This window comes from Novacetimonas hansenii JCM 7643 (assembly GCF_000964405.1).
In the GTDB taxonomy this organism is placed as follows: domain Bacteria; phylum Pseudomonadota; class Alphaproteobacteria; order Acetobacterales; family Acetobacteraceae; genus Novacetimonas; species Novacetimonas hansenii.
This window is the reverse complement of sequence record NZ_BANE01000421.1, coordinates 1-823: the sequence shown is the minus strand read 5'-3', so window position 1 is coordinate 823 and position 823 is coordinate 1. Positions and strand designations below refer to the sequence as shown.

The following is an 823-nucleotide window of genomic DNA, read 5'->3' as shown; positions in this document are numbered from 1 at the left end:
TACGGCGTGTCGTCAGTTAAGCAGGATGATGATTGAGGCGAATTGAACGGCTGCGAGAAAGGTTGATTTGAGTTTATCGTAGCGGGTTGCGATGGCGCGAAACTGTTTGAGTTTATTGAAGAATCTCTCGACAAGGTTTCGTTCACGGTAGAGAGCGAAGTCTGTTTCCCGTTGGGTCGTCCTGTTGCGTTTTGGCGGGATCACCACGGTAATCCCGCGCTCTTTCAGTCGGTCAATCAGCCTGTCCGCATCATACGCTTTGTCGGCAAGGAAGGCATCCGGGTTGATTTTTTCCAGAATGGGCTCCGCCTGGGTGATATCGGCATCCTGTCCCGGAGTAATGTCGAGTTCCACCGGGTTGCCCAGGGCATCGCAGATGGCATGGATTTTTGTGGTCAGTCCGCCTCGTGAGCGTCCGATGGCCTGATCCGCACCCCTTTTTTGAGAGCACCCGCGCTATGCTGATGAGCCCGGACAATGGTGCTGTCGATCATCATGTATTCATTGTCATGATCGGCGGCCAGATCACGAAATATCCGCTCGATCACACCACTTTCACACCAGCGGCGCAGACGCCGATGCACATTTTTCCAGTCCCCGAAACGGGCGGGGAGGTCACGCCACGGGATGCCTGCACGGTAACGATACAGCACAGCTTCCACAAAAAGCCGGTTGTCCGCAGCCGTACCGCCAACATGACCTTCCCGGCCGGGTAGAAGATCCTTTATCCGCTCCCACTGATCGTCGCGCAAACCATAGCGCCGCATCCATCTATCTCCCGCAAAACCGGAAAAACAGACACCACAGGCAGACAGACAGTACA

At 55.0% G+C, this 823-nt stretch carries 1 protein-coding gene; it reads right to left on the bottom strand.

Annotated features, from left to right (window positions below):
* Positions 1-12: 12 nt before the first annotated feature.
* Positions 13-767 (bottom strand): IS5 family transposase gene (locus B7G66_RS16880; RefSeq protein ID WP_148424818.1). Its coding sequence is split into 2 segments (ribosomal slippage): positions 13-437 and positions 437-767, totalling 756 coding nucleotides; the frame shifts between segments, so codons are not numbered across the junction.
* Between the last annotated feature and the right edge of the window lie 56 nt (positions 768-823).